Source organism: Burkholderia sp. HI2500 (assembly GCF_002223055.1).
Lineage (GTDB): Bacteria > Pseudomonadota > Gammaproteobacteria > Burkholderiales > Burkholderiaceae > Burkholderia.
Window position 1 is genome coordinate 891,850 of the sequence record NZ_NKFL01000004.1, and the last position, 20,497, is coordinate 912,346.

Annotated in this window: 19 protein-coding genes and 1 tRNA gene; 15 read left to right on the forward strand and 5 right to left on the reverse strand. The window is 65.2% G+C overall.

The window, feature by feature from the left end:
• Position 1 precedes the first annotated feature (1 nt).
• Positions 2 to 460 (forward strand): DUF4149 domain-containing protein, encoded by a 459-nt coding sequence (locus CFB45_RS06800; RefSeq protein WP_089424999.1) that lies wholly within the window; start codon positions 2 to 4, stop codon positions 458 to 460.
• A 79-nt stretch (positions 461 to 539) separates the two neighbouring features.
• On the opposite strand, the gene CFB45_RS06805 is transcribed toward CFB45_RS06800, so the two are convergent.
• Positions 540 to 1,067 carry a YhbY family RNA-binding protein gene (locus CFB45_RS06805; RefSeq protein ID WP_089425000.1) on the reverse strand — a complete coding sequence of 176 codons (528 nt, stop codon included), beginning with the start codon at positions 1,065 to 1,067 and terminating at the stop codon, positions 540 to 542.
• A gap of 193 nt (positions 1,068 to 1,260) precedes the next feature.
• Between CFB45_RS06805 and CFB45_RS06810 the strand changes: the two genes are divergently transcribed.
• From CFB45_RS06810 to phoR, 11 genes are all read left to right on the forward strand, one after another.
• A complete protein-coding gene (locus CFB45_RS06810) occupies positions 1,261 to 1,923 on the forward strand; it encodes an RlmE family RNA methyltransferase (RefSeq protein WP_046545366.1) in 663 nt (220 codons plus the stop codon).
• 166 nt (positions 1,924 to 2,089) lie between these two features.
• Positions 2,090 to 3,988: an ATP-dependent zinc metalloprotease FtsH gene (ftsH, locus tag CFB45_RS06815; RefSeq protein ID WP_039347669.1), complete on the forward strand. Its 1,899-nt coding sequence runs from the start codon at positions 2,090 to 2,092 to the stop codon at positions 3,986 to 3,988.
• Between the two features lie 76 nt (positions 3,989 to 4,064).
• Complete coding sequence (folP, locus tag CFB45_RS06820) at positions 4,065 to 4,958, forward strand: dihydropteroate synthase (protein WP_441301353.1); 894 nt, start codon at positions 4,065 to 4,067, stop codon at positions 4,956 to 4,958.
• A 28-nt stretch (positions 4,959 to 4,986) separates the two neighbouring features.
• The gene (gene glmM, locus CFB45_RS06825; protein WP_089425002.1) at positions 4,987 to 6,342 is read left to right on the forward strand and encodes a phosphoglucosamine mutase; all 1,356 of its coding nucleotides are present in this window, start codon (positions 4,987 to 4,989) and stop codon (positions 6,340 to 6,342) included.
• Positions 6,343 to 6,795: 453 nt separating this feature from the next.
• On the forward strand, positions 6,796 to 7,830 hold the full coding sequence (pstS, locus tag CFB45_RS06835) for a phosphate ABC transporter substrate-binding protein PstS (protein ID WP_089425003.1): 1,035 nt from the start codon (positions 6,796 to 6,798) through the stop codon (positions 7,828 to 7,830).
• A gap of 94 nt (positions 7,831 to 7,924) precedes the next feature.
• Positions 7,925 to 8,911, forward strand: a complete 987-nt coding sequence (pstC, locus tag CFB45_RS06840) for a phosphate ABC transporter permease PstC (RefSeq protein ID WP_089425004.1) — start codon at positions 7,925 to 7,927, stop codon at positions 8,909 to 8,911.
• Positions 8,908 to 9,801, forward strand: coding sequence for a phosphate ABC transporter permease PstA (gene pstA / locus CFB45_RS06845; RefSeq protein WP_089425005.1), 894 nt, complete (start codon positions 8,908 to 8,910; stop codon positions 9,799 to 9,801). The genes pstC and pstA overlap by 4 nt, the downstream gene beginning before the upstream one ends.
• A gap of 15 nt (positions 9,802 to 9,816) precedes the next feature.
• A complete protein-coding gene (gene pstB / locus CFB45_RS06850; protein ID WP_089425006.1) occupies positions 9,817 to 10,665 on the forward strand; it encodes a phosphate ABC transporter ATP-binding protein PstB in 849 nt (282 codons plus the stop codon).
• Positions 10,666 to 10,683: 18 nt separating this feature from the next.
• Entirely contained in the window at positions 10,684 to 11,388 is a 705-nt protein-coding gene (gene phoU, locus CFB45_RS06855) for a phosphate signaling complex protein PhoU (protein ID WP_089425007.1), read from the forward strand.
• Between the two features lie 30 nt (positions 11,389 to 11,418).
• Entirely contained in the window at positions 11,419 to 12,120 is a 702-nt protein-coding gene (phoB, locus tag CFB45_RS06860; RefSeq protein WP_027787869.1) for a phosphate regulon transcriptional regulator PhoB, read from the forward strand.
• A gap of 57 nt (positions 12,121 to 12,177) precedes the next feature.
• Positions 12,178 to 13,497 (forward strand): phosphate regulon sensor histidine kinase PhoR, encoded by a 1,320-nt coding sequence (phoR, locus tag CFB45_RS06865; protein WP_089425008.1) that lies wholly within the window; start codon positions 12,178 to 12,180, stop codon positions 13,495 to 13,497.
• A gap of 131 nt (positions 13,498 to 13,628) precedes the next feature.
• Here the strand turns inward: phoR and ppk1 are convergent, their stop codons facing one another.
• Complete coding sequence (gene ppk1, locus CFB45_RS06870) at positions 13,629 to 15,692, reverse strand: polyphosphate kinase 1 (RefSeq protein ID WP_089425009.1); 2,064 nt, start codon at positions 15,690 to 15,692, stop codon at positions 13,629 to 13,631.
• Positions 15,693 to 15,971: 279 nt separating this feature from the next.
• On the opposite strand from ppk1, the gene ppx reads away from it, so the two are divergent.
• Positions 15,972 to 17,486 (forward strand): exopolyphosphatase, encoded by a 1,515-nt coding sequence (ppx, locus tag CFB45_RS06875; protein WP_046545374.1) that lies wholly within the window; start codon positions 15,972 to 15,974, stop codon positions 17,484 to 17,486.
• Between the two features lie 109 nt (positions 17,487 to 17,595).
• Here ppx and CFB45_RS06880 read toward each other — a convergent pair whose 3' ends face one another.
• Together CFB45_RS06880 and CFB45_RS06885 are read right to left on the reverse strand one after the other, a co-directional pair.
• Positions 17,596 to 18,030: a hypothetical protein gene (locus CFB45_RS06880; RefSeq protein ID WP_089425010.1), complete on the reverse strand. Its 435-nt coding sequence runs from the start codon at positions 18,028 to 18,030 to the stop codon at positions 17,596 to 17,598.
• Between the two features lie 352 nt (positions 18,031 to 18,382).
• Positions 18,383 to 18,459: transfer RNA gene (locus tag CFB45_RS06885), tRNA-Pro, on the reverse strand.
• A gap of 140 nt (positions 18,460 to 18,599) precedes the next feature.
• On the opposite strand from CFB45_RS06885, the gene sixA reads away from it, so the two are divergent.
• Together sixA and CFB45_RS06895 are read left to right on the forward strand one after the other, a co-directional pair.
• Positions 18,600 to 19,061, forward strand: a complete 462-nt coding sequence (gene sixA, locus CFB45_RS06890; RefSeq protein WP_089425011.1) for a phosphohistidine phosphatase SixA — start codon at positions 18,600 to 18,602, stop codon at positions 19,059 to 19,061.
• A 170-nt stretch (positions 19,062 to 19,231) separates the two neighbouring features.
• The gene (locus CFB45_RS06895; protein ID WP_011351620.1) at positions 19,232 to 20,038 is read left to right on the forward strand and encodes a GNAT family N-acetyltransferase; all 807 of its coding nucleotides are present in this window, start codon (positions 19,232 to 19,234) and stop codon (positions 20,036 to 20,038) included.
• A gap of 205 nt (positions 20,039 to 20,243) precedes the next feature.
• Here CFB45_RS06895 and CFB45_RS06900 read toward each other — a convergent pair whose 3' ends face one another.
• On the reverse strand, positions 20,244 to 20,414 hold the full coding sequence (locus CFB45_RS06900; protein ID WP_171026759.1) for a hypothetical protein: 171 nt from the start codon (positions 20,412 to 20,414) through the stop codon (positions 20,244 to 20,246).
• Positions 20,415 to 20,497: the final 83 nt, after the last annotated feature.

The following is a 20,497-nucleotide window of genomic DNA, read 5'->3' on the forward strand; positions in this document are numbered from 1 at the left end:
GATGCCGCATCGCGTGTTCCGTCTGCTGTCGGCCGTGTGGGTCGGCAGCCTGCTGACGATCGGGTATGCGGTCGCGCCCGTGCTGTTCAAGACGCTGGAGCGGATGACGGCCGGTTCGGTCGCCGCCCAGCTGTTCCGTATCGAGGCGGTCCTCGGTGTCGTGTGCGGCGTGCTGCTGCTCGCGTTGTCGAACCAGCAGGTGCGGCGCGGCAGCAGCGAATATCGCCGCGTGCGCTGGATCGTCGCCGCGATGGTCGTGTGCGTGCTGGTCGGGTATTTCGCGCTGCAGCCGTTCATGAATGCGCTGCGGGTGGCCGCGATGGACGCGGGCACCGATATCGCGAACTCGCCGTATGCGAGCCGCTTCGGGATGCTGCACGGCGTCTCGAGCGTGTTCTACCTCGTCGAGAGCGTGCTGGGGCTGATGCTGATCTGGCGTCTGCCGGCGCGCGACGCCTGACGCGAATGCCGCGCGGGCCCGGTCGAGGCCGGGCCCGCGCGGCAGGGTGGCGACACGGTGAGCCGTGCCGCCTCGATGCTTACTTGTCCTGGAACGGACGCTTCGTGCTGGCCTGGCGCTTCTTGGCGCGCTTCACGTTGCCGCCTGCCGTCACGCGCTCGTTGCCGCGCACCGTGACCTTGACCGGCCGCGGGCGACGCACGGGGCTCGCGTTCGGCGATACCTTGACGACCTTGACGGTGCGCGGTGCACGGCCTTTCTTGTCGTCGACGGCTTCGGCCGCGCTGGGCACGGTGCCGGCACGACGGCCGCGAGCCGGAGCCGCTGCGGCGCCTTCGGGCTTCCAGATCACCAGCAGCTTGCCGATGTGCTGGATCGGCGCCGCGCTCAGGCGGTCGCAGATCTCGTCGTAGATCGCGATGCGCTCGTCGCGCTCGTCGCCGAACACGCGGATCTTGATCAGCTGGTGCGCGTCGAGGTGCACCTTGATTTCCTTCAGCACGGCATCGGTGAGCCCTTCGGCGCCGATCAGCACGACGGGCTTGAGCGCATGGGCCTGGGAGCGCAGCGCGGAGCGCTCGGCGGGAGAAAGCGAAAGGGCGGGCATGGAAATGTCGAAATCTAAATAAGGGCGCGCTGACTGAATAGCGATCGCGGGTAGTTACCGCGTCAGTCGTGCGCCGAAACCACGTAAAATCGCGGCTTGGGCCTGAAAAGGGGCCGCAGCCGCGCGAAGAAGACGCGTATTATCCGCTAAAAGCGCGGCTTCACGAAGCAATTGGCAGCAATCTCTCTCTCGAATGGCAAAAAACCGCTTCAACCAGCACTGGCTGCACGACCACATCAACGACCCCTACGTCAAAATGGCGCAGCGGGAGGGCTATCGCGCGCGCGCCGCGTACAAGCTGAAGGAAATCGACGAGCAGGACAAGCTGATCCGTCCGGGCCAGGTGATCGTCGACCTCGGCGCGACGCCGGGCAGCTGGAGCCAGTATGCCCGCAACAAGCTCGCGCAGGGCAAGAAGCGTGACGCGGAGCGCGAAGGCGGCATCGACGGCACGATCGTGGCGCTCGACATCCTGCCGATGGAGCCGATCGCCGACGTCCACTTCCTGCAGGGCGACTTCCGCGAGGACGAAGTCCTTCACCAGCTCGAAGAAGTGCTCGAAGGGCGCGCGGTGGACCTTGTTATTTCCGACATGGCCCCCAACCTCTCTGGCGTGGCCTCGGCAGACGCGGCGCGCATCGAGCATCTGTGCGATCTGGCGCTCGAATTTGCGCAGAATCATCTGAAGCCGGATGGTGCGCTGCTCGTGAAATGCTTTCACGGCAGCGGCTACAGCCAGATCGTCGAGAAATTCAAACAGCAGTTTAAGACCGTCGCGCCGCGCAAGCCGAAGGCGTCCCGCGACAAATCGTCCGAAACGTTCATTTTGGGTCGGCATCTGAAACGTCCGCGCTGACGCGCAGCGAGGTGCCGCAAACGGGCTCCGGCCCTTGCCAGACAAGCGAAGCGCTATCGCGGCGGTTGTCAATGCTTATGGCGAGGGTGGTCGGACTGGATTAGAATGACCGAGGGGCGCCGCAAGGAAAATGTAGGCGCTCGTCTACGAGTGAAGGAGTGGTGCTTTGAACAACAATATGTTTTCGAAGGCAGCGGTGTGGCTGGTGATCGCACTGGTGCTGTTTACGGTGTTCAAGCAGTTCGACAAGCCCCGCGTCCAGGAAGGCGTGTCCTATTCGCAGTTCATGGACGACGCCAAGAACGGCAAGGTCAAGAACGTCATCGTTCAGGGGCGCAACCTCACCGTCACTCCGGCTGATGGCCAGAAATACCAGATCGTGTCGCCCGGCGACATCTGGATGGTTGGCGATCTGATGAAGTACGGCGTGCAGGTCAGCGGCAAGGCCGACGACGAGCCGAACGCGCTGATGTCCGCGCTGTACTACCTCGGGCCGACGATCCTGATCATCGTGTTCTGGTTCTACATGATGAGGCAGATGCAGGGGGGCGGCAAAGGCGGCGCATTCTCGTTCGGGAAATCGCGCGCGCGGCTGATCGACGAGAACAACAACGCGGTGAACTTCTCCGACGTCGCGGGCTGCGACGAAGCGAAGGAGGAAGTGTCCGAACTCGTCGACTTCCTGCGCGATCCGCAGAAATTCCAGAAGCTGGGCGGGCGCATTCCGCGCGGCGTGCTGCTCGTCGGCCCTCCGGGTACCGGCAAGACGCTGCTGGCCCGCGCGATCGCGGGTGAAGCGAAGGTGCCGTTCTTCAGCATCTCGGGTTCGGACTTCGTCGAAATGTTCGTCGGTGTCGGCGCGGCGCGTGTGCGCGACATGTTCGAGCAGGCGAAGAAGCATGCACCGTGTATCGTGTTCATCGACGAAATCGACGCGGTCGGCCGTCATCGCGGCGCCGGCATGGGCGGCGGCAACGACGAGCGCGAACAGACGCTGAACCAGATGCTCGTCGAGATGGACGGCTTCGAGGCGAACTCGGGCGTGATCGTGATCGCCGCAACCAACCGTTCCGACGTGCTCGACAAGGCGCTGCTGCGTCCGGGCCGTTTCGACCGCCAGGTCTACGTCGGTCTGCCGGACATCCGCGGCCGCGAACAGATCATGCGCGTGCACCTGCGCAAGGTGCCGATCGCGAACGACGTCGACGCGGCAGTCATCGCACGCGGCACGCCGGGCTTCTCGGGCGCCGATCTCGCGAACCTCGTGAACGAGGCTGCGCTGTTCGCCGCACGTCGCGGCAAGCGCATCGTCGAGATGCAGGATTTCGAAGACGCGAAGGACAAGATCTTCATGGGTCCGGAGCGCAAGTCGGCCGTGATCCGCGAAGAAGCGAAGCGTGCGACCGCTTATCACGAGTCGGGCCACGCGGTGATCGCGAAGCTGCTGCCGAAGGCGGACCCCGTGCACAAGGTCACGATCATCCCGCGCGGTCGCGCGCTGGGTGTCACGTGGCAGTTGCCGGAGCATGACAACGAAACGTACTCGAAGGACTACCTGATGGACCGCCTTGCGATCCTGTTCGGTGGCCGGGTGGCGGAAGAGCTGTTCATGAACCTGGTCAGCACCGGCGCATCGGACGACTTCAACAAGGCAACGCAGACGGCGCGTGCGATGGTGGCCCGTTTCGGCATGACCGACGCGCTCGGGCCGATGGTCTACGTCGACGATGAGAACGATGCATCGCCGTTCGGCCGCGGCTTCACGCGCACGATCTCGGAAGCGACGCAGCAGAAGGTCGATTCGGAAATCCGCCGTGTGCTCGACGAACAGTACGGCCTTGCGCGCCGCCTGCTCGAAGAGAACCGCGACAAGGTCGAAGCGATGACCGCCGCGCTGATGGAGTGGGAGACGATCGATGCCGATCAGATCAACGACATCATGGAAGGCCGTCCGCCGCGCTCCCCGAAGAGCTCGCCGGCTGTCGGCGGCGATTCGTCGGGCGGTGGCAGCAGCGCCGAGGTGAAGCCCGCCAACGCGCCGGCGCCTGCTTCGCCGGCGGCATAATCTCCGCTTTAGCGCCGTTCACGGGCTGGTGTGGCTTCACACCGGCCCGTTTTGCATTCATTCACGCCAGTTGCTCGTGTCCGATTCCGCTGTTTCCCCATTCATTCCCGCGCCACTCCGGTGCGGCCGCTTCGAACTGACGTTCGAACGCCCGCTCGTGATGGGCATCCTCAACGCCACGCCTGATTCGTTCTCCGACGGCGGCCGCTTCCTCGCGCGCGACGATGCGCTGCGCCAGGCCGAGCGGATGATTGCCGAAGGCGTCGACCTTCTCGATATCGGCGGCGAATCGACGCGCCCCGGCGCGCCGCCCGTGCCGCTTGACGAGGAGCTTGCACGCGTGATCCCGCTCGTCGAAGCGCTGCGGCCGCTGAACGTGCCGCTGTCGATCGATACCTACAAGCCGGCCGTGATGCGTGCGGCGCTGGCTGCCGGCGCCGACCTGATCAACGACATCTGGGGGTTCCGCCAGCCGGGCGCGATCGACGCGGTGCGCGACGGCAACTGCGGGCTGTGTGCGATGCACATGCTTGGTGAGCCACAGACGATGCAGGTCGGCGAACCCGATTACGGCGACGTCGTGACCGACGTGCGCGATTTTCTCGCCGAGCGCGCGCAGGCGCTGCGCGATGCGGGGATTGCGCCGGAGCGGATCTGCGTCGATCCCGGCTTCGGATTCGGCAAGGCGGTTGTCGACGACAACTATGCGTTGCTGGCCGCGTTGCCGGACACGGCACCCGTGCGGCCCGACGGCCGCGCGTACCCGATACTCGCGGGCATGTCGCGCAAGTCGATGCTCGGCGCGGTGATCGGCGGCAAGCCGCCGATGGAGCGCGTCGCGGCGAGCGTGGCGGCCGCGGTGTGCGCGGTCGAGCGTGGGGCGGCGATCGTGCGCGTGCACGACGTCGCGGCAACGGTCGACGCGCTGAAAATCTGGGTTGCCGTGCGCGAAGCCGCGCGGCAACGATAAGTCAGAAGACGAAGGAGGAAGATTCACCATGGGACGTCGATATTTCGGCACGGACGGCATTCGCGGCACGGTGGGCGAGGCGCCCATCACGCCGGATTTCGTGTTGCGTCTCGGCTACGCAGCCGGCAAGGTACTGGCCAGCTCGGCCGATGTCGCGGCAGGCTCGCGCCCGACCGTGCTGATCGGCAAGGACACGCGCGTGTCGGGCTACATGCTCGAAGCCGCGCTCGAGGCCGGGTTCTCGGCGGCCGGCGTCGACGTGATGCTGGCCGGCCCGATGCCGACGCCGGGCGTCGCGTACCTGACGCGCGCGCTGCGCCTGTCGGCGGGCGTCGTGATCAGTGCATCGCACAACCCCTATCACGACAACGGGATCAAGTTCTTCTCCGCCGACGGCAACAAGCTGCCGGACGACACCGAAGCCGAGATCGAAGCGTGGCTCGACAAGCCGCTCGAGTGCGCATCGTCCGACGGTCTCGGCAAGGCGCGCCGCCTTGACGACGCGGCCGGCCGCTACATCGAGTTCTGCAAGAGCACGTTCCCTGCCGCATTCAACCTGCGCGGGCTGAAGCTCGTGATCGACTGCGCGCACGGCGCCGCGTACCAGATCGCGCCGCACGTGTTCCACGAGCTCGGCGCGGACGTGATCCCGATCGGTGTCGCACCGAACGGCTTCAACATCAACGATGGTGTCGGTGCGACCGCGCCGGACGCGCTGGTGCGCGCGGTGCGTGCGAACCACGCCGATCTCGGGATTGCGCTCGACGGCGATGCGGACCGCCTGCAAGTGGTCGACTCGACCGGTCGCCTGTACAACGGCGACGAGCTGCTCTACGTGCTCGTGAAGGACCGGATCGCGACCGACGGCAAGGTCGAAGGCGCGGTCGGCACGCTGATGACGAACCTCGCGGTCGAAGTCGCGCTGCAGCGTGAGGGCGTGAAGTTCGTCCGCGCGGCGGTCGGCGATCGCTACGTGCTCGAGCAGTTGCGCGAACACGGCTGGCAGCTCGGCGCGGAAGGGTCGGGCCACATCCTGTCGCTCGATCGCCACTCGACCGGCGACGGCATCGTGTCGGCGCTGCTCGTGCTGGCCGCGCTGAAGCGCAGCGGCAAGACCCTCGCGCAGATGCTCGACGGCGTCACGCTGTTCCCGCAGAAGCTGATCAACGTGCGGATGAAGCCGGGTGCCGACTGGAAGGGCAGCACGTCGATTCGCGCCGCGATCGACGCAGCCGAAGCCGCGCTCGCCGGCAGCGGCCGCGTGCTGATCCGCGCATCGGGCACGGAGCCCGTGCTGCGCGTGATGGTCGAGGCGCAGCAGGCCGCCGACGCGGTGCGCCATGCGGAGACGATCGCCGACGCGGTGCGCGCGGCGACGACCTGACGCGCGGGCCCGGCGCGTCAGGTCAAACACCTGCGCGCCGGTGTTCCGGTGAACCCGCACACGGCGCCTTCGGGGCGCCGTGTTTTCGTCAGACGCAAAGGTTTGCGATACCTATAGAGAGAAGGGCGCGTCGCCCCCGCAATCCAGGGTCGAAAAATCGTCAGACCCCTGATATCGGGGCAGCCGCAAGCGGGGGCTTTCCATGGCGCGGACACCGCGCTACGATCCGCTCGCACCGATGTAAGACGGGAAATCTCCGTCCCTTCCAGGCAGGCAATTCTTGCCGCCGCCACCGTTCCGGCGCCGCCCGGGCGCCGCGCCCGCCGCACCCGATACTCCCTTTCAACCAGTCATGTTACTGTCACGCCAGTTTCATCGATTGTCACATTACCGTCATGAGGAGCCCCTAACCTTCGCGGTGCCGTAGTCATCCGCTCACACACTGGAGGTCTCATGAAATTGATGCAAACCGCGATTGCCGGCCTGGCTGGCGCGCTTTTCGCCGTCGCCGCCCACGCTGCCGACATCACGGGCGCAGGCAGCACGTTCGCGATGCCGATCTATACGAAATGGGCTGCTGACTACCAGCAGACCGGCGGCGCGAAGGTCAACTACCAAGGTATCGGCTCGTCGGGCGGCCTGAAGCAGATCGTCGCGAAGACGGTCGATTTTGCCGGTTCGGACGCTCCGCTGAAGGATGACGAGCTCGCGAAGGAAGGCCTGTTCCAGTTCCCGACGGTGGTCGGCGGCGTGGTGCCGGTCATCAACGTGCCGGGCGTGAAGCCGGGCGAACTGACGCTGTCGGGCCCGGTGCTCGGCGACATCTACCTCGGCAAGATCAAGAAGTGGAACGACCCGGCGATCGCCGCGCTGAACCCGAAGGTCAAGCTGCCGGACACGGACATCGCCGTGGTTCGCCGCGCTGACGGCTCGGGCACGAGCTTCATCTGGACGAACTACCTGTCGAAGGTCAACGACGAGTGGAAGTCGAAGGTCGGCGAAGGCACGACGGTCAACTGGCCGACGGGCACGGGCGGCAAGGGCAACGACGGCGTCGCAGCGTTCGTGCAGCGCCTGCCGGGCGCAGTCGGCTACGTCGAATGGGCGTACGCGAAGAAGAACAACATGGTCTACACGGCCCTGAAGAACTCGACGGGCACGGTGGTCGAGCCGAAGACGGAAACGTTCAAGGCCGCTGCTGCCGGCGCGAACTGGTCGAAGTCGTTCTACCAGATCCTGACGAACCAGCCGGGCAAGGAAGCATGGCCGGTCGTCGGCGCGACGTTCGTGCTGCTGCACGCGAAGCAAGACAAGCCGGAGCAGGGCGTGGAAACGCTGAAGTTCTTCAGCTGGGCGTTCAAGAACGGCGAGAAGGCTGCTGACAGCCTCGACTACATCTCGCTGCCGCCGGCAGTCGAAGCGGAAATCCGCAAGCAGTGGAAGGTCAAGGTGACGGACGCTTCGGGCAAGCCGGTCGCCGCCGAGTAAGCATTGCAGCGGTTCGCTGCCCGGCCGTGCCGGTCGGGCAGTGTGTGCGGTGAAGCCGGGCGTTACGGCGCCCGGCAATCAAAAGCAGGCACCCATGTCTGATATTTCCTATACGTCCTCACGGTCCGCCGACGTTGCGCAGCAACGCGCGCCGAGCCGCCTCGGGGATGTCGTATTCGGCGGTCTCGCACGGCTTGCCGCCATCGTGACCCTGCTGCTGCTCGGCGGGATCATCGTTTCCCTGATCATCGCGTCGATGCCGACCATCCAGAAGTTCGGCATCGGCTTCCTGTGGCAATCCGAGTGGGATCCCAACTCGGACATCTACGGCGCGCTCGTGCCGATCTACGGCACGATCGTGACGTCGGTCATCGCGCTCGTCATCGCGGTGCCGGTCAGCTTCGGCATTGCGCTGTTCCTCACCGAGCTGTCGCCCGTGTGGCTGCGCCGCCCGCTCGGCATCGCGATCGAGCTGCTCGCCGCGATTCCGTCGATCGTGTACGGCATGTGGGGCCTGCTCGTGTTCGCGCCGATCTTCGCGGAATATTTCCAGAAGCCGATCGGCCGCCTGTTCAAGGACGTGTGGGTGCTCGGCCCGCTGACCGCCGGCCCGCCGATCGGTATCGGCATCCTGGCCGCCGGCGTGATCCTCGCGATCATGATCATCCCGTACATCGCATCGGTGATGCGTGACGTGTTCGAGGTCACGCCCGTGCTGCTGAAGGAGTCGGCGTACGGGATCGGCTGCACGACCTGGGAAGTGATGTGGAAGGTCGTGCTGCCCTACACGAAGACCGGCGTGATCGGCGGCGTGATGCTCGGCCTCGGCCGCGCGCTCGGCGAGACGATGGCCGTGACCTTCGTGATCGGCAACACGAACCTGCTCGACAGCGTGTCGCTGTTCGCGCCGGGCAACAGCATTACGTCGGCACTCGCGAACGAATTCGCGGAAGCGCAGCCGGGCCTGCATACGTCCGCGCTGATGGAGCTGGGCCTGATCCTGTTCGTGATCACGTTCATCGTGCTGACCATCTCCAAACTGCTGCTGCTTCGTCTCGAGAAGGGAGAGGGCAAGAAATGAGCGAGCCCATCATGAATTTCCCGGGTCCGGACGGCGCCGTGCTCGACGCGATGCGCAACCGCCTGCAGCGCAAGCGCAAGGCCATCAACGCGATCGCGCTCGCCGCGTCGCTCGGTGCGATGGCATTCGGCCTCTTGTGGCTCGTGTGGATTCTCTACACGACGGTGCATCTCGGCGTCGGCGGCCTGTCGCTGCAACTGTTCACGGAATCGACGCCGGCCCCGAACACGGAAGGCGGCGGTCTAGCGAACGCGATCGTCGGCAGCTTGCTGCTGTGCGGTTTCGGCACGCTGGTCGGCACGCCGATCGGCATCCTGGCGGGCGTCTATCTCGCCGAATACGGCCAGAAGAACCTGCTGGCGAGCACGATCCGCTTCATCAACGACATCCTGCTGTCCGCGCCGTCGATCGTCATCGGCCTGTTCGTGTACGCGATCGTCGTTGCAAAGTCGGGGCGCTTCTCAGGCTGGGCCGGCGTGATCGCGCTCGCGCTGCTGCAGATTCCGATCGTGATCCGCACGACCGAGAACATGCTGAAGCTCGTGCCGAACGCACTGCGCGAAGCGGCCTTCGCACTGGGCACGCCGAAGTGGCGCATGGTGCTGAAGATCACGCTGCGCGCGTCGGTCGGCGGGATCATCACGGGCGTGCTGCTCGCCGTCGCGCGGATCGCCGGCGAAACGGCGCCGCTGCTGTTCACCGCGCTGTCGAACCAGTTCTTCTCGGTCGACATGAGCCAGCCGATGGCGAACCTGCCCGTCACGATCTACAAGTTCGCGATGAGCCCGTTCGCGGAATGGCAGTCGCTCGCATGGGCGGGCGTGTTCCTGATCACGCTCGGGGTGCTTGGACTCAACATCCTGGCGCGCTCGATCTTCTCGAAAAAGTAACGGCGGAGCAATCCGATGAATATGGCAGAAAGCCACCTGAATCCCGTCGAGCGCACCGCTGCGCCCGCCGGCACGCACGACGCGGCGCACGGCCGTCCGCTCGAGCCGCTGAACGCGAAGATCGAGGTCAACAACCTCAACTTCTTCTACAACAAGTTCCACGCGCTGAAGAACATCAACCTGAGCATTCCCGAAGGGAAGGTGACGGCGTTCATCGGCCCGTCGGGCTGCGGCAAGTCGACGCTGCTGCGCACGTTCAACAAGATGTTCGCGCTCTATCCGGAGCAGCGCGCCGAAGGCGAAATCCTGATGGACGGCGAGAACCTGCTGACGACGAAGCGCGACATCTCGCTGCTGCGCGCGCGGATCGGCATGGTGTTCCAGAAGCCGACCCCGTTCCCGATGTCGATCTACGACAACATCGCGTTCGGCGTGAAGATGTTCGAAAAGCTCACGCGCTCGGAGATGGACGATCGCGTCGAGTGGGCGCTCACGAAGGCCGCGCTGTGGAACGAAGTGAAGGACAAGCTGAGCCAGAGCGGCTACGGCCTCTCGGGCGGCCAGCAGCAGCGTCTGTGCATCGCGCGCGGCATCGCGATCCGTCCGGAAGTGCTGCTGCTCGACGAACCGTGCTCGGCGCTCGACCCGATCTCGACGGGCCGCATCGAGGAGCTGATCGCGGAGCTCAAGAGCGACTACACGGTCGTGATCGTCACGCACAACATGCAGCAGGCCGCACGCTGCTCGGATTTCACGGCCTACATGTACCTGGGCGAGCTGATCGAATTCGGCGAGACCGAAAAGATCTTCATCAAGCCGGTGCGCAAGGAAACGGAAGACTACATCACCGGCCGCTTCGGCTGATGACGGAGAACAACAGCCATGTCGGATAAACATCTGTCGAGCCAGTTCGACGCCGATCTCAACGCGGTGTCGTCGAAAGTGCTGGAAATGGGCGGGCTCGTCGAGTCGCAGATCGTCGGCGCGATGCACGCGCTGAACGAATTCGATCGCGATGCGGCCGAGAAGGTGATCGCGAACGAAGAAGTCCTGAACACGATGGAAGTCGACATCGACCAGGAGTGCGGCAACATCATCGCGCGGAGGCAGCCTGCCGCGCGTGACCTGCGCCTTTTGATGTCGATTTCGAAAACGATTACGAACCTCGAGCGCGCAGGCGACGAGGCCGAGAAGATCGCGAAGCGCGTGCGCCGCCTGGTCGACGAGCCGGCCGCGCGCACGGTCAACATCGCCGAGATCAAGGTGTCGGGCGAGATGGCCGTGACGATCCTGCGCCGCGCGCTCGACGCGTTTGCGCGTCTCGACACGGTGGCCGCCGCGCAGATCGTCAAGGACGACAAGGAAATCGACCAGGAATTCCGCGCGTTCGTGCGCAAGCTCGTGTCGTACATGCAGGAAGATCCGCGCACGATCTCGGTGGGCCTCGAGTACCTGTTCATCGCGAAGGCGATCGAGCGGATCGGCGACCACGCGAAGAACATCGCCGAATTCATCATCTACATCGTGAAGGGCACCGACGTGCGGCACCAGCCGCGCGACACGCTCGATCGCGAAGCCAACAGTTAATCGACTCCGTAAGGAAGAACAGAGGTGCCGATGCCCAGCAACATTCTCGTCGTTGAAGATGAGCCCGCGATTTCCGAACTGATCTCGGTGAATCTCCAGCACGCCGGTCACTGCCCGATTCGGGCGTACAACGCCGAACAGGCGCAGAACCTGATCAGCGACGTGCTGCCCGATCTCGTGCTGCTCGACTGGATGCTGCCGGGCAAGTCCGGCATTGCGTTCGCGCGCGACCTGCGCAACAACGAACGGACCAAGCACATCCCGATCATCATGCTGACTGCACGTGGCGATGAGCAGGACAAGGTGCTCGGCCTCGAAATCGGCGCGGACGACTACGTGACGAAGCCGTTCTCGCCGAAGGAGCTGATGGCGCGGATCAAGGCCGTGCTGCGCCGTCGCGCGCCGCAGCTGACCGAGGACGTCGTGTCGATCAACGGGCTGCGCCTCGACCCGGCCACGCATCGCGTCGCCGCGCATGCGGAAGGCAGCGAGATCAAGCTCGATCTCGGCCCGACGGAGTTCCGCCTGCTGCATTTCTTCATGACGCATCCGGAGCGCGTGCACAGCCGCACGCAACTGCTCGACCAGGTGTGGGGCGACCATGTATTCGTCGAGGAGCGCACCGTCGACGTGCACATCAAACGATTGCGCGCGGCCTTGAAACCGGCCGGCTGCGATGCGATGATCGAGACCGTGCGCGGCAGCGGCTACCGGCTCGCCAAGCACGCGTAACGTATCCACGCATGCCGTGTGCCACGGCATGCCGTTCATTCTTTCGGGCGCTGAATCATGAACATCATCTGGGCGCGCTTTCTGGTGTCGCTCGTGCTGCTCGTGCTGATCGGCGTATTGGTCGGCGTCTTCGCCGGCCCGACCGCGGGCCTCGTGTTCGTGGTCGTGATGCTGGTCGCGCAGGGCTTTTTCAGCACCTTTCATACGCAGCGTCTGTGGCGACTGCTCGATGCACCCGTCTATGGCGAGGTGCCGAGCGCGCCGGGCATCTGGGGCGAGATCTACTATCGTCTGCACAAGCTCGCGAAGCAGTGGCATGCGCAGGTGCGGCAGGTCGAGCAGCAGCATTCGCGCTTCATCCAGGCGATCCAGGCGTCGCCGAACGGTGTCGCGATGCTCGACGATCACGACCAGATCGAGTGGTGCAACGCGATCGCCGAGGTCCATTTCGGCCTCGACGCGAAGCGCGACCTGCGCCAGCACATCACCAACCTGGTGCGCCATCCCGAGTTCGTCCGCTATCTGAACGCGCAGCATTACGAGGAGACGCTCGTGATGCGCGGCATGGGCGATTCGCGGCAGAACGTGCTGGAAGTGCAGGTGTTTCCGTACGGCGAGAATCGCAAGCTGCTGCTCACGCAGGACATCACCGAGCTCGAGCGGACCGACGCGATGCGGCGCGACTTCGTCGCGAACGTGTCGCACGAGCTGAAGACGCCGCTCACCGTGCTGTCGGGGTTCCTCGAGACGATGCGCGAGCTGCCGCTGAACGAGGAAGATCGCGCGCGCTATCTCGACATGATGGAGCAGCAGGCCTCGCGGATGCGGCACATCGTGACTGACCTGCTGGTGCTCGCGAAGCTGGAAGGCGAGAGCAAGCCGCCGCTCGATCGCGCGATCGACATGCGGGCCGTGTTCGACCATCTGAAGGAGGACGCGCAGACGCTGTCGAACGGGCATCACGACATCGCGTTCTCGATCGACGAGACGCTCGGCGTCACCGGCGCGCAGACGGAGCTGTTCAGCGCGTTCGCGAACCTCGTCACGAACGCGATTCGCTATACGCCGGAAGGCGGCAAGATCGTCGTGACGTGGCGGCGCGAGGGCGCGCAGGGCGTGTTTTCCGTCACGGACAGCGGCTTCGGGATTCCGGCCGCCGACCTGCCGCGGCTCACCGAGCGCTTCTACCGCGTCGACCGCAGCCGTTCGCGCGACACCGGCGGCACGGGGCTCGGCCTTGCGATCGTCAAGCACGTGCTGCAGCGGCATGACGCGCACCTGTACGTGCAGAGCGAGGAAGGGCGCGGCAGCACGTTCACCGCGCGCTTCCCGGGCTCGCGCATCATCGCGATCCGGCCGGCCGCTTACGAGGCATGATCGCGTAACGGTATCCGTCGCTCGTTCGGTGAGCGGAGGTAGGCCGGCTCCGCAATAAAAAACGCAGCCAGTCGGCTGCGTTTTTTATTGGGAGCGACGCGGCGCGCGACTTGTGCCGTGCGGCCGATTCTTCAGGAGCAGAACTTCGCGAGCAACCCGAGTTGCGCGTTGCGGATCGTCTTGCCGGCGCGGCGGCGGCGGTAGTGGCCGTCGCTGTGCATCTGCCACGCCGACTGGTTGTCGCCGAGGCACACCGACAGGCCCTCGGCGATCACGCGCCGCTTGAGCTTGCGATCGCGGATCGGGAACGCGACTTCGACGCGGCGGAACAGGTTGCGGTCCATCCAGTCGGCGCTCGACAGATAGACCTCCTCGGCGCCGTTCGCGTGGAAGTAGTAGATCCGGTGGTGCTCGAGGAAGCGGCCGACGATCGAGCGCACGGTGATGTTTTCCGACAGCCCCGGCACGCCGGGCTTCAGCGCGCAGACACCGCGCACGATCAGGTCGACCTTGACGCCGGCCTGCGACGCTTCGTACAGCGCGGCGATCACCGTCGGCTCCAGCAGCGCGTTCATCTTCGCGACGACGCGTGCGCGCTTGCCGGCGCGCGCATTGTCGATCTCCGCGCGGATCGAATCGATGATGCGCGGATGCAGCGTGAACGGCGACTGCCACAGCTCGTGCAGCGTGAGTTCGCCGCCGATGCCGGTCAGCTGCTGGAACACGTGATGGACGTCTTCGCAGATCTTCTGGTCGGCCGTCATCAGGCCGAAGTCGGTGTAGAGGCGTGCCGTGCGCGGATGGTAGTTGCCGGTGCCGAGGTGCACGTAGCGGCGCAGCGACGCCTTGCCGGCCTGCACGACGCGCCGCACGATCAGCATCATCTTCGCGTGGCACTTGTGGCCGACCACGCCGTACACGACATGCGCGCCGACGGCTTCGAGCTGCGACGCCCAGTTGATGTTGGTTTCCTCGTCGAAGCGCGCGAGCAGTTCGACGACGACGGTCACTTCCTTGCCGTTGCGCGCAGCTTCCATCAGCGCGTCCATCAGCGGCGAATCGGTGCCGGTGCGGTAGATCGTCTGCTTGATCGCGACGACGCTCGGATCCTTCGCGGCCTGCTGCAGCAGCTCGAGCACCGGCTGGAAGCTCTCGTACGGGTGGTGCAGCAGGATGTCGCCGTTGTCGATCGCGTCGAACATCGTCGGCGCGTTCGTGATCGCGGACGGCGTCGACGCGGTGAACGGCGTGAACTTCAGGTCGGGACGGTCGACGAGATCGGGAATCTGCATCAGCCGCACGAGGTTCACCGATCCGGCCACGCGATAGCAGTCCTTCTCGCCGAGTTCGCTTTCCTCGAGCAGGCGGCGCACGATGTGCGGCGGCGTGTCGGCCGACACCTCGAGGCGCACTGCATTGCCGAGGTGGCGCGCGGGCAGTTCGCCCTGCAGCGCCACGCGCAGGTTCGTGATTTCGTCCTCGTCGACGAACAGCTCGCTGTTGCGCGTGATGCGGAACTGGTTGCAGCTCTTCACGCTCAGCTGCGGGAAGAGTTCGCCGACGAAGCGCTGCATGAACGAGCTCAGCAGCACGAAGCCGTGCTCGAAGCCCGACAGCGCGTGCGGCATGCGCACGACGCGCGGCAGCGCGCGCGGCGCCTGCACGATGCCCATCACGGCCTGGCGTCCGAACGCGTCGCGGCCTTCGAGCTCGACGACGAAATTCAGGCTCTTGTTCAGCACGCGCGGGAACGGATGGGCGGGATCGAGGCCAATCGGCGTGAGCACGGGCAGCAGCTCGTCGAGGAAGTAGCGCCGCGCCCATTCGAGCTGCTCGTCGTTCCACGTGTCGCTCGCGTGGAAGTAGATGCCTTCCTGTTCGAGCGCGGGCAGCACGGTTTCGTGCAGCATCGTGTACTGTCGATGGACGAGCCGCTGCGCGCGTTCGACGACGAGGTCGTAAGCATGTTGTAACGACATGCCGTCGGGCGTCAGTGCGCCGGGGTTGTCGCGGATCTGCTCCTGCAGCCCGGCCATCCGGACTTCGAAGAATTCGTCGAGGTTGCTGCTGGTGATGCAGATGAAGCGAAGGCGCTCGAGCAACGGGACTTGCGGATCAGCGGCCTGGGCCAGCACGCGCTCGTTGAAACCGAGGATGCCGAGTTCACGATTGAGAAGCGGATAACGGACGGACATCGGCAGAGTAGGGGGTGATTCGGGCGATGATTCGAAAGGACGCTCGGAAACTCTCACGGTACGATGACGTGCGAATGACAATGATGTATTTATATCGGGAAATTCTACGCTGTAACCGTTTCGTCTCATAAATGTTTCGGCTATATGCAATCGAGCAGTGTGCATGCCCGTGAAGCGTGGCAATGGCAAGCGTTCCACGCTTAAAATGTCGCCTTTGATTGATCGTCCGCGGTTGCCGCACAGGCCGCCTCGGGTGAACGCGCACGGAGCCCCCTTCTGATGGTTACAACCCCCCACTTGCTGGCTGCCGTGGATCTCGGCTCGAACAGCTTCCGGCTGATCGTCGGACGTGTCGAGGAAACGCCGGCGGGCAGCCAGATCTATCCCGTCGACGCGCTGCGCGAGCCCGTCCGGCTGGCCGCGGGCCTGTCGAGCGACAAGATGCTCGATCGCGCGTCGCAGGAGCGTGGCTGGGAAGCGCTCAAGCGGTTCGGCGAGCGCCTGCGCGATTTCCATCCCGATCACGTGCGCGCGGTGGCGACCAACACGCTGCGCGTCGCGAAGAACGCGGGCGAATTTCTCGGCGAAGCCGAAGCGGCACTGGGTTTCCCGATCGAAGTAATCGCGGGCCGCGAAGAAGCCCGGCTGATCTATGCGGGCGCCGCGCACTCGGTGCCGGCGAGCGCGGGCAAGCGGCTCGTCGTCGACATCGGCGGCGGCTCCACCGAATTCATCATCGGCTCGCACTACACGCCGATCGTGATGGAGAGCCTCTATATCGGCTGCGTGAGCCATAGCCGCACCTTCTTCCCGGCCGGCAACGTCGACGAATACACGATGCGACAGGCCGAGCTCGCGGCCAAGCGCGAGATCCAGATCATTTCAAGCGAGTACAAGAAGGCCGGCTGGGACCAGGCGATCGGCTCGTCGGGCACCGCGCGTGCGCTCGCGGAACTCGTCGAGGCAAACGGCTTCAACGATCCGGGCATCACGCACGGCATTTCGCGCGGCGGCCTCGAGCGGCTCAAGCGTGCGCTGATCAAGTCGGAGAACGTCAACCGGCTGAAGCTGATCGCGCTGAAGCCCGATCGCGTGCCGGTGCTCGCGGGCGGCCTCGCGATCATGCTCGCGGTGTTCGAGGAACTCGGTGTCGACTACGTCGATACGACCGACGGCGCGCTGCGCCTCGGCGTGCTGTACGACCTGCTCGGCCGGACGCAGCACGAGGACATGCGTGCGGTGACCGTCGAGGGCTTCACGCGCCGCTACGGTGTCGATCGTGCGCAGGCCGAGCGGATCGGCGCGTTGGCGGGGCGTTTCTACGACGAACTCGAGGAAGCCGACGAAGAGGCACGCGAGGAAGGGCGGATGTTCCTCGGCTGGGCGGCCGCGTTGCACGAGATCGGCTTGTCGATCTCGCACAGCGCGTATCACAAGCACTCGGCTTATATTGCGAGCAACGCGGACATGCCGGGTTTTTCGCGCACCGACCAGGCGCGCCTCGCCGCGCTCGTGCTCGGTCACGCGGGCAAGCTCGGCAAGCTGTCGCAGGCGCGCGAGGTCGAGTGGCCGCTGCTGTTCTGCCTGCGACTCGCGGCGCTGCTGTGCCGGCGCCGGACCGATGCCGGGCTGCCGGACATTTCCGTTTCGCAGATGAAGAAAGGCGGGTATGAAGTGCGCCTGCCGAGCGCGTGGGTCGAGCAGAACCCGCTGACCGACTACAGCCTCAGCCAGGAGGCGGCCGAGTGGGAGAAGGTCGGTATCCCGTATCGCGTGGTGTATACCGGCGCGTAACCGGCCGATAGCGAGGCCGCAGCGAGGTCGATAGCGGGGCTGGGGAGCGGCCGGGCAGCAGGCAGGCTGGTGCCCCTCAGGCTTGCCGCATCATCGTCCTGACGGCCGCTCAGTCCGACGAGCAGACGATCGCCGTCAGGAACGGAAACGCCTGCTTGACGGTCGCGTCGCTGCCGGCCTTGCGCACGGCTTCTTCCACCGCGCTTTTCGTGCCCCGCACCACGACGCCATAGGCCCAGTCGCCGATCGGCGTGCCGTCGCCCGGGCGGAAGATCGGGTCGTTCGCCTGGTATCCGAGCACGACATAGACGCCGAAGCCGTACGCCGTCAGCGCGTGGCTCGTGCGGAATGCATTGACCGAGTTCGATTCGACGTGCATCGGCTCCGACTGGATGTCGCCGGCGGCGAGCAGCGGCGCGACGAATTTGTGGCCGGTCGAGTGGCAGTCGAGTGCGTCGTCGAGCGCCTTGGCCGACGCGGTGCCGGCAGTCGCGAGCGCGAGCAGCGATGCGCAGAGGGCGGTCTTGAGGATGTTGTTTTTCATGCGCGAAGGCAGGGTTGTCCACGCGCATTATCGCGTGTTCCGGCAAGTGCCGTATGCGGGCTGCGGATGGCTCGTTGGCCCGTATGTCGGTGATTCGACGGGCCGGCCAGGTGGACGCTCGATCCTTTCCAGTCAGCCTTTCCTGCATTGAAAGCGCAAGGCCTTAAGCCATTTGCTTTGTGCCGACGTTCGAAATATGGCCGCCCAGGGCTGCGTGGATCGTTGTAGCGTCGATGCCCCAATTGATCCCTACAATGAATCGAGGCGCTGCGAACCGGGAATCCCGGTTGACGCTTGAAGGGCCCAGAAACGGAAAAGGGGCTACGGTATTAACCGTAACCCCTTGATTCCTTGGTCGGAGCGATAGGATTCGAACCTACGACCCTCTGATCCCAAATCAGATGCGCTACCAGGCTGCGCTACGCTCCGACGAGCCAAAGATTGTATCGTTGAACATCTGACCCGGTCAATCCCTATATGCGGGTAAATGCCGCGGCGGCAAACGCCCGCAATTTGCGACAATTCGCCCGGTCATCGGCGGGCCCGCTCGCCGCAGCAAGGAGAACATCATGATGAACCTGATCCTGTGGCGCCATGCCGAAGCCGAAGACTACGCGACGAGCGATCTCGCGCGGCAGTTGACCGTCCGGGGCCGCAAGGACGCGCAGGCGATGGCCAAATGGCTGCGTGGCCGGCTCGAGACGAACGCCGTGATCCTCGTGAGCCCAGCGGCCCGCACCGTGCAGACGGTCGAGGCGCTGACCGACCAGTACCGGACGGTCGACGCGCTCGCGCCGGGCGGCAGCGTCGACGACGTGCTGGCGGCGGCCGGCTGGCCGGAAGGCATCGCGCCGACGGTCGTGATCGTCGGGCACCAGCCGACGCTCGGCAGCGTTGCCGCGCAATTGATCGCCGGCGGCGACGACAGCTGGAGCGTCAAGAAGGGCGGAATCGTGTGGCTGGCGAGCCGCACGCGTGACGGCAGCCGGCAGGCCGTATTGCGCGCGGTATTGACGCCCGATCTGCTGTGAGGCCCGCCTGAAGTGCTTTGAAGGGATTCATCGTACGGTTCTGCAAGCTTTCTGCTAAAGTCAATTCGGCGACACGTCATTGAAAGGACACGGTCGTGCCACATAACGGTCACGGCCGATTACTACATTGGCGGGCATGTCGCCCTATTCCTTACGACCAGGAAAGCCTAATGCGAGAACTGCCGACGCCTACGCTCCCTTTTGCCTCGCTGCCCCTCGACACGTCGCGGCGTCACCTGCCGCGCGCTGCTGAAACCGTCACATCGGAGTATCGCCTGCGCGCCGCATGGGCGCGTACGGAAGACGAATTGCGCGAAGCCCAGCGCCTGCGTTACAGCGTGTTCGCCGAAGAGATGGGCGCGCAGGTCAGCGGCCCGTCCGGTCTCGACGTCGATCCGTTCGATGCGTACTGCGACCATCTGCTGGTTCGCGATCTCGACACGTTGAAAGTCGTCGGTACGTACCGCGTGCTGCCGCCGCACCAGGCGGCGCGGGTCGGCCGCCTGTACGCCGAAGGCGAATTCGACCTGTCGCGCCTCACGCACCTGCGCGGCAAGATGGTCGAGGTGGGCCGCTCGTGCGTGCACAGCGACTACCGCAGCGGCGCCGTCATCATGGCGCTGTGGGGCGGCCTTGGCGCGTACATGATGCAGAACGGCTACGAGACGATGCTCGGCTGCGCGAGCGTGTCGATGGCCGACGGCGGCCACTATGCGGCGAACCTGTACCAGTCGCTGTCGGCAGGCTCGCTGACGGCGCCGGAATATCGCGCGTTCCCGCACACGGCCCTGCCGGTCGACGAACTGCAGACGGGCACCGTCGTGGCGCCGCCGCCGCTGATCAAGGGTTACCTGCGTCTCGGCGCGAAGATCTGCGGTGCGCCGGCCTGGGATCCTGACTTCAACTGCGCGGATTTCCTGACGCTGTTCCGCCTGTCCGACATCAACGCGCGCTACGCCCGCCACTTCCTGGGCTGAGCCGTCGGAATCGCGTCGCGCCCGCTCGCCCGGGCGCGCGCAAGCGAACGCCGTCGCGTGGCACGAGCCGCGCGACGGCGTTCGTCCATCTGATCGATGTGTGTGAGTCGGACCCTGTTAATTTCGGCGATACGCGATCACCACCGTGCCGCGCGACGGCACGTTCGAGAACGGCCCGGGGAAGGGCCGGACGGCAGCGGCGCGCTTAGTGCTTGCGCCGCCAGTCGAGCAGGTGGTGTTCGGCCATCCAGTGGTGGATCATCCCTTCGCCTTCATGGTTGCGCTTGTATTCGCGCGACTCGAAGAACGACAGGGCGACGAGCACCATCAGACCGACGAACAGCCCGATCAGGCCGGCAATTTCTTCAGACGACATGGCAGCCTCCTTTCCACGGCACAGCGCCATGCGTACATAGTAGGACATGCGCGGCACGACTCCGAAGCGAGATTTCCGCTAGA